Here is a 7,045-nt window from a genome sequence, read left to right on the forward strand (position 1 = left end):
TCGGCCGGAAACGCCGGATTTCCGGACCTCAGCTTTTTCGCCCGCGGCGGGCCAGTCGTCGCAGGGCTGCGGAGAGTCCCGCGTCGGCGATGCCGCGGGCGGTGGCCTCCAGCAGATCGGCGTTCGCCTCGTTCAGCTGCGGCAGGTGGCCGGGCACCGGCGGCGGTGGTGGCGGCGCGGTGTGGGGCAGCACCTTCACCCGCACCCGCCGCAGGGACAGCCCCTCCTGGCGGTTCAGGGCATCGAGCAACTGCGGCTCCAGGTAGCGCAGGCGGGCCCCCCAGGCGGCGGAGTCGCAGCTCACCACCGCGGTGTCTCCGCGGATGTTGGCGAGCCGGCAGTGGCCGGACAGCTCGGCGGGCAGGCGCCCCTTGAGCCGCTGGCGCAGCCGCTCCAGCCGCCCGGCACGGGCGACCAGCTGGGAGAGTTCATTGGCCGCACCGCCGAGCAGACCGCGTAGCGGCTCCGGACGGTGGGTGGTGGCTTGGCGTTTGGGGTGGTAGCGGTCGGTCACGTCGGACTTCGGTTGTAAACGATAACCCAGGGAACCCATGAATCTGTTGTTCATCAGCAAAGGCGCCGGGTGCAAGTGTAGCGTCGATCTTGCCCAGGCGAAATTCTATATTCCCCTGTTTTTCCTGCTGATCGGCCTGTGTGGCGGGCTGGTCTACGGCGGCTATCGGATCGCCGGGGTGACGCAGCCGGCCGACGCCCGGCCGCTGGTCCAAGAGGAGTGGGTGAAGGACATGGAGCGCCAGCGCCGAGAGGTGAGCGCCGCCCGCTCCCAGGCCGAAGAGAACGTCAACGCCCTGGCGTTGCGTCTCGGCCAGTTGCAGGCCCACGTCATCCGCCTCGACGCCCTCGGCAAGCGGCTGGTGAAGATGGCCGAGTTGGACGGCGGCGAGTTCGACTTCGACGATCCGCCCGCCCAGGGCGGGGCGGGGCCGGTCTCCGACCAGCAGCCGCTGGCGGTGCCCGATTTCCTCGCCACCCTCGACGAGGTCTCCCGCCAGCTCTCCGACCGTGAGCGGCAGCTCAATCTGCTCAGCGCCTTCCTGATGAACAGCAACCTCCAGGAGGAGGTGCTGCCGGCGGGGCGGCCGGTGAAAAAGGGCTGGATCTCCTCCTACTTCGGCAAGCGCACCGATCCCTTCACCGGCAAGATCGGCTATCACGAGGGGATCGATTTTGCCGGCAAGCTCGGCTCCGAGGTGATCGCGGTCGCCTCCGGGGTGGTCAGCTACGCCGGCCGCCGCTCCAAGTACGGAAATACCGTCGAGATCAGTCACGGTAACGGCTATGTCACCCGCTACGCCCACAATCAGAAGATCCTGGTGAAGGTGGGCGACACCGTGAAGAAGGGCGAGACCGTCGCCAAGATGGGCTCCAGCGGCCGTTCCACCGGCCCCCACGTCCACTTCGAGGTGATCGTCCAGGGCAAGGTGGTCAACCCGCTCCGCTACATCCGCGCCGACGCCAAGTAACAACCCTCCTCATCCCGTCCGCGCCGGCCGCACTCGCTCGCGGCCGGTTCGCGGTTCCGGAACGTCGAATCTTCGCAAGGGAACCCACTCCTCCATGGTCAGCAAGCTACTGAGCAAGATCTTCGGCAGCCGCAACGAGCGGCTGGTCAAACGCATGCGCAAGACGGTCGAGCGTATCAACGCGCTGGAACCGGAGATCGAGGCGCTCAGCGACGACGAACTGCGCGGCAAGACCGCCGAGTTCCGTGCCCGGCTTGAGCAGGGCGAGACCCTCGACCAACTGCTGCCTGAGGCCTTCGCGGTGGTCCGCGAGGCGGGCAAGCGGGTGCTCCAGATGCGTCACTTCGACACCCAGCTGATCGGCGGCATGGTGCTCCACGACGGCAAGATCGCCGAGATGAAGACCGGCGAGGGCAAAACCCTGGTGGCGACCCTGGCCGTCTACCTCAATGCCCTGCCCGGTCGCGGTGTCCACGTGGTCACCGTCAACGACTATCTGGCCCGTCGCGACGCCGGCTGGATGGGGCGCATCTACCAGTTCCTCGGCCTCACCGTCGGCGTGGTCGTCCCCGGCCAGGACCCGCTGGAGAAGCGCGCCGCCTACCAGGCCGACATCACCTACGCCACCAACAACGAGCTGGGGTTCGATTACCTGCGCGACAACATGGCCTTTTCGGTGGAGGAGAAGGCGCAGCGTGAGCTCGCCTTCGCGGTGGTCGACGAGGTGGACTCGATCCTCATCGACGAGGCGCGCACCCCGCTGATCATCTCCGGCCCGGCCGAGGACAACGCCGCGGTCTACCAGCGGATCAACACCCTGATCCCCTCGCTCACCCGCCAGGAGGGCGAGGGCGAGGAGGTGACCGTCCCCGGCGACTTCACCGTCGACGAGAAGGCCAAGCAGATCTACCTCACCGAGGAGGGGCACGAGAAGGTGGAGCGGCTGCTCACCGAGGTGCAGCTGCTGAAGGAGGGGGAGAGCCTCTACGACGCCGGCAACATCATGCTGCTCCACCACCTCAACGCCGCGCTGCGCGCCCATGTGCTGTTCAGCAAGGACGTCGACTATATCGTCCAGGGCGGCGAGATCGTCATCGTCGACGAGTTCACCGGCCGCACCATGCCCGGCCGCCGCTGGTCCGAGGGGCTGCACCAGGCGATCGAGGCGAAGGAGGGGGTGGCGATCCAGCAGGAGAACCAGACCCTCGCCTCGATCACCTTCCAGAACTACTTCCGCCTCTACGACAAGCTCGCCGGCATGACCGGCACCGCCGACACCGAGGCCTACGAATTCCAGCAGATCTACGGCCTGGAGTGCGTGGTGATCCCCACCAACCGGCCGATGGTGCGCGACGATCAGGGCGATCTGGTCTACCTCACCCAGCGCGAGAAGTTCGAAGCGATCGCCGAGGACATCGAGGATTGCCTCAAGCGCCAGCAGCCGGTGCTGGTCGGTACCGCCTCGATCGAGGCCTCCGAACTCCTCTCCGGCCTGCTCGACAAGCGCGGCGTCAAGCACGAGGTGCTCAACGCCAAACAGCACGCCCGCGAGGCGGAGATCGTCGCCCAGGCGGGCCGCCCCGGCGCGGTGACCATCGCCACCAACATGGCCGGCCGCGGTACCGACATCGTCCTCGGCGGCTCCCTGGACGCGGAGTTGGCGGCGCTGCCCGAGAACACCGACCCGCTGGTCCACGCGGTCAAGCGCGAGGAGTGGAAGAAGCGCCACCAGCAGGTGCTCGACGCCGGCGGCCTGCACATCATCGGTTCCGAGCGCCACGACTCGCGGCGCGTCGACAATCAGCTGCGCGGCCGTGCCGGCCGCCAGGGCGACCCGGGTTCCAGCCGCTTCTATCTGGCGCTGGAAGACAACCTGATGCGCATCTTCGCCTCCGAGCGGGTCTCCGGCATGATGCAGAAACTGGGCATGAAGGAGGGCGAGGCGATCGAGCACCCGTGGGTCTCCAAGGCGATCGAGAACGCCCAGCGCAAGGTCGAAGCCTACAACTTCGACATCCGCAAGCAACTGCTGGAGTTCGACGACGTCGCCAACGACCAGCGCAAGGTGATCTACCAGCAGCGCGCCGAATTGATGGCCGAGGAGGACATCTCCGAGACCATCAAGGCGATCCGCGAGGACGTGGTGGCGGAGGTGATCGCCCAGTACATCCCACCCCAGACCATCGAGGAGCAGTGGGACGTGGCCGGTCTGGAGGAGGCCCTGGCGGGTACCTTCGGCATGCAGCTCGACATCCGCGGCTGGCTGGAGGTCGACCACTCGCTGCACGAGGAGACCCTGCGCGAACGGATCCTCGACGCCTTCGACAGTGCCTACCAGGCGAAGGTGGAGGCGGTCGGCGAGCCGGTCGCCCGCCACTTCGAGAAGGCGGTGATGCTGCAGGTGCTGGATACCCTGTGGAAGGAGCACCTGGCCGCCATGGACTACCTGCGCCAGGGCATCCACCTGCGCGGCTACGCCCAGAAGAACCCCAAGCAGGAGTACAAGCGCGAGTCGTTCGAGATGTTCCAGCAGTTGCTGGAGCGGATCAAGCACGAGGTGGTGGCGATCCTTTCCCGCGTCCAGGTACACGCCGAAGAGGACGTCGAGGCCCTGGAGGCGCAGCGCCGCCAGAGCCGCGAGATGGAGTTCCAGCACGCCGACGCCGGCAACGTCTCCCAGGGCGGTCCGGCGGCCGCCGAGGTCGAGCACGAACAGGAAGAGGAGCACACTCCCTACGTTCGCGACCACGACAAGATCGGCCGCAACGACCCCTGCCCTTGTGGTTCCGGCAAGAAGTACAAGCAGTGCCACGGGAAGCTCGCTTGAAGCGATCTTCCCGAATTTGAAGACATGTCCGCAAATGAACGCGAAATGAACGCAAATCAAAGGATTTGATTGCTCTTCATTTGCGTTCATTTGCGTGCATTTGCGGACCTCTTCTCTTGTGGATTGAAATTGACGGCCTGAACATCCACTACCGGCGCGGCGGCAGCGGCAGCCCGGTGGTGATCCTCCACGGCTGGGGCGCCTCCACCGCCGCCGTCGCGCCGATCCACGACCTGCTCGAACCCCACTTCGACACCCTCTCCGTCGACCTCCCCGGCTTCGGCAAGAGCGAAGAGCCGCCTGAGGTGTGGGGCAGCCCCGAATACGCCGCCCTGCTGGAGAGGCTCTTCGAGCAACTCGCCATCCACCGCCCGGTGCTGATCGGCCACTCCTTCGGCGGCAAGCTCTCCATCCTGCTCGGCGCCAAGGGCCTCGCCTCCACCCTGGTGCTGATCGACGCCGCCGGCATCCGCGCCCGCCACGGCCCCAAGTGGTACCTCAAGGTCTACGGCTTCAAACTGGCCCGCAGACTCGCCACCCTTCCCGGCCTCAAGGGGGTGTTCGAACCCGTCGTCCAGCGGGCCCGCGAACGCGCCGGCTCCAGCGACTACCGCAACGCCTCCGGGATCATGCGCCGGATCCTGGTCAAGGTGGTCAACGAAGATGTCCGCGACCGCCTGCCCGAGATCGCCGTCCCCACCCTGCTCTTCTGGGGCGAGAACGACGCCGCCACCCCGCCCGCCGACGGCCGGCTGATGGAGCGGCTGATCCCCGACGCCGGCCTGGTGGTTTTGGCGCGCGCCGGCCACTACGCCTACGCCGACCAGTGGTACCGCTTTGCCGCCATCCTCGCCTCGTTTCTCAAATTTCCAATTTGAGAAACGAGGCTGTGAACCCGGTTCACGCGATCCCATAGGGCGTGCCGTGCGCGCCGCCGCCGACGGTTCAACCCGGTTGCATGTGGAGCCCACAAGAGCCTGGTCTTTTCCACCGTAGGCGACCGGTGCGCCTTCGAACGCCTGCACCAGGGGCCGGTAAAGCCCGCCCTGGCTCTCTCGCTGCACACCACCGACCCCGCCCTGCGCAACTCCGGCGGCCAGGATGTGGACGGCGGTTGCGTCCAGCTGCGGGCGCGGGCGTTGGGGTAGCGGCGTGTCCCCTTGGTTACGGCCCGGCGGCGACACCGTGCGGGAGGATGGTGGTAAAGTTGACCGGTCAATCGGCCTGTCTGGGGGGTGAGGGGTGTCCCTTTTGGAAGAACTGCAAGTGCGTCGGGAGCGGATCCTGGAGATCGCTCACCGCCATGGCGCGGCAAACGTCCGGGTGTTCGGCTCCGCCGCCCGTGGCGACGACCGGGACGACTCGGACGTCGACCTGCTGGTGGCGGTCTCCGGTAAGACCTCGCCGTGGTTTCCCGCAGGCTTGATTCTGGATCTGGAAGAAGAACTTCACCGCTCCATCGACGTGGTTACCGACCACGGGCTCAACCCCCGAATCCGCGATCGGGTTCTCTCCGAGGCCAAGCCGCTTTAGTCCAATGGATGGGACCGACAGAGACCCGGCGCTTCTCGCCCACATCCTGGAATGTATGGTGAGGATCGATGAGAACATAGCGTCGGGGCGCGAAGCCTTCATGGCCTCCCACACCTTGCAAGACGCGGTAATCCGAAACCTCCAGACTCTGGCTGAATCCACACAACGCCTTTCCACCGAGATCAAGGCAACCCAGCCGCACATCGATTGGCGCGCTATTGCCGCGTTTCGCAACGTATTGGTTCACGACTATCTCGGACTGGACCTTGGCCAGATCTGGAGCGTTATCCATCAAGATATCCCGCTGCTGAAAGAGGCTGTCCAAACGATGGAAGGGAGCTGCTCTTCACCACCTGGATATGGGGAATGATGCCGCGGTGTCGGGAGTCGTCGTTGTTGGCTGTGGGAGAGTTCAGACCCGAATGATCATTGCCGTGTCGTCGTCGGGTTCGTCATCGTCGAAGCCGAACTCGAAGTCGTAGAAATCGATCCCCGAACGGTCCAGGTCGTCGAGCACCCGCTTCGAGGCGCCGTAGAACAGGAACCAGTGACACTCGTCGACTACGCCGTCGCGCAGTAGTTGAGCATCCTTGCGGATTTGGCGGCGGACGTGGCGGTTGTGATGGACCCTTCCGGACTTGATCTCGATCATCATCCCCAGCTCCTCGATGTAGAGATCGGCCCTTCTCTTCGTCGGCCTCTCGTCGATGACGGTGGTGAAGCTGCGGCGGTCCACCTCGATGGTGAAGCGCTTTCCGGGATGGCGTCGTTCCAGTTCCGAGCGCACCATCGCCTCGCCGAAGGTCCGCTCGTACAGCCTTCCCCTCTGGTTGTTCATGGTGGACACGATTCCGGCGAAGGCGTCCGGGGCGAGGCGCTTGAGTTTCTCGTGCGCTGGATATCGGCGCGCTCTTCCGGCGTGGAAGGTTCTCCAGTAGTTCCTTGCAACGGCGTGTAGGAACTCCAACGACGGGTGGTGCTCCAGCTCCGCAAGCACTTGCGGGAATACGGACCGGGGACGTGCGCCGTACTCTCCGATGATTTTGGAAATAGTATCCCTTGCGGAGCGGACCGATTGCTCTTCGTCGATCTCGCGGGTCAGTCGCTCGACGAGGGGGGAGATCAGTGGGTCGTTGTCCATTGGTCCTGCCGCGGATGGATGCTGAACAGCGCGCCTATCGGTGAATTCAATGGGAAGGGT

Annotated in this window: 7 protein-coding genes; 5 read left to right on the forward strand and 2 right to left on the reverse strand. The window is 65.6% G+C overall.

Annotated elements, in window-relative coordinates; all coding sequences use genetic code 11:
- Positions 1–28: 28 nt before the first annotated feature.
- Positions 29–568 (reverse strand): DUF721 domain-containing protein, encoded by a 540-nt coding sequence (locus ACYQ2W_RS04460; protein WP_459863636.1) that lies wholly within the window; start codon positions 566–568, stop codon positions 29–31.
- Here ACYQ2W_RS04460 and ACYQ2W_RS04465 point away from each other — a divergent pair.
- The 5 genes from ACYQ2W_RS04465 to ACYQ2W_RS04485 all read left to right on the forward strand — a co-directional run bounded on the left by ACYQ2W_RS04465 (position 552) and on the right by ACYQ2W_RS04485 (position 6,214).
- Positions 552–1,484, forward strand: coding sequence for a M23 family metallopeptidase (locus tag ACYQ2W_RS04465; RefSeq protein ID WP_459863637.1), 933 nt, complete (start codon positions 552–554; stop codon positions 1,482–1,484). The two genes, ACYQ2W_RS04460 and ACYQ2W_RS04465, sit on opposite strands and share 17 nt — an antisense overlap.
- A gap of 94 nt (positions 1,485–1,578) precedes the next feature.
- Positions 1,579–4,311 carry a preprotein translocase subunit SecA gene (secA, locus tag ACYQ2W_RS04470; RefSeq protein ID WP_459863639.1) on the forward strand — a complete coding sequence of 911 codons (2,733 nt, stop codon included), beginning with the start codon at positions 1,579–1,581 and terminating at the stop codon, positions 4,309–4,311.
- Positions 4,312–4,427: 116 nt separating this feature from the next.
- Positions 4,428–5,189, forward strand: a complete 762-nt coding sequence (locus tag ACYQ2W_RS04475; protein ID WP_459863640.1) for an alpha/beta fold hydrolase — start codon at positions 4,428–4,430, stop codon at positions 5,187–5,189.
- Positions 5,190–5,562: 373 nt separating this feature from the next.
- A complete protein-coding gene (locus ACYQ2W_RS04480; RefSeq protein WP_459863642.1) occupies positions 5,563–5,844 on the forward strand; it encodes a nucleotidyltransferase family protein in 282 nt (93 codons plus the stop codon).
- A gap of 55 nt (positions 5,845–5,899) precedes the next feature.
- Positions 5,900–6,214 (forward strand): HepT-like ribonuclease domain-containing protein, encoded by a 315-nt coding sequence (locus ACYQ2W_RS04485; RefSeq protein ID WP_459863644.1) that lies wholly within the window; start codon positions 5,900–5,902, stop codon positions 6,212–6,214.
- 42 nt (positions 6,215–6,256) lie between these two features.
- Here ACYQ2W_RS04485 and ACYQ2W_RS04490 read toward each other — a convergent pair.
- Positions 6,257–7,045, reverse strand: a 789-nt coding sequence (locus ACYQ2W_RS04490; RefSeq protein ID WP_459863646.1) for a hypothetical protein, incomplete at its 5' end; no start/stop codon positions are given.

The organism is Endothiovibrio diazotrophicus (assembly GCF_054657215.1).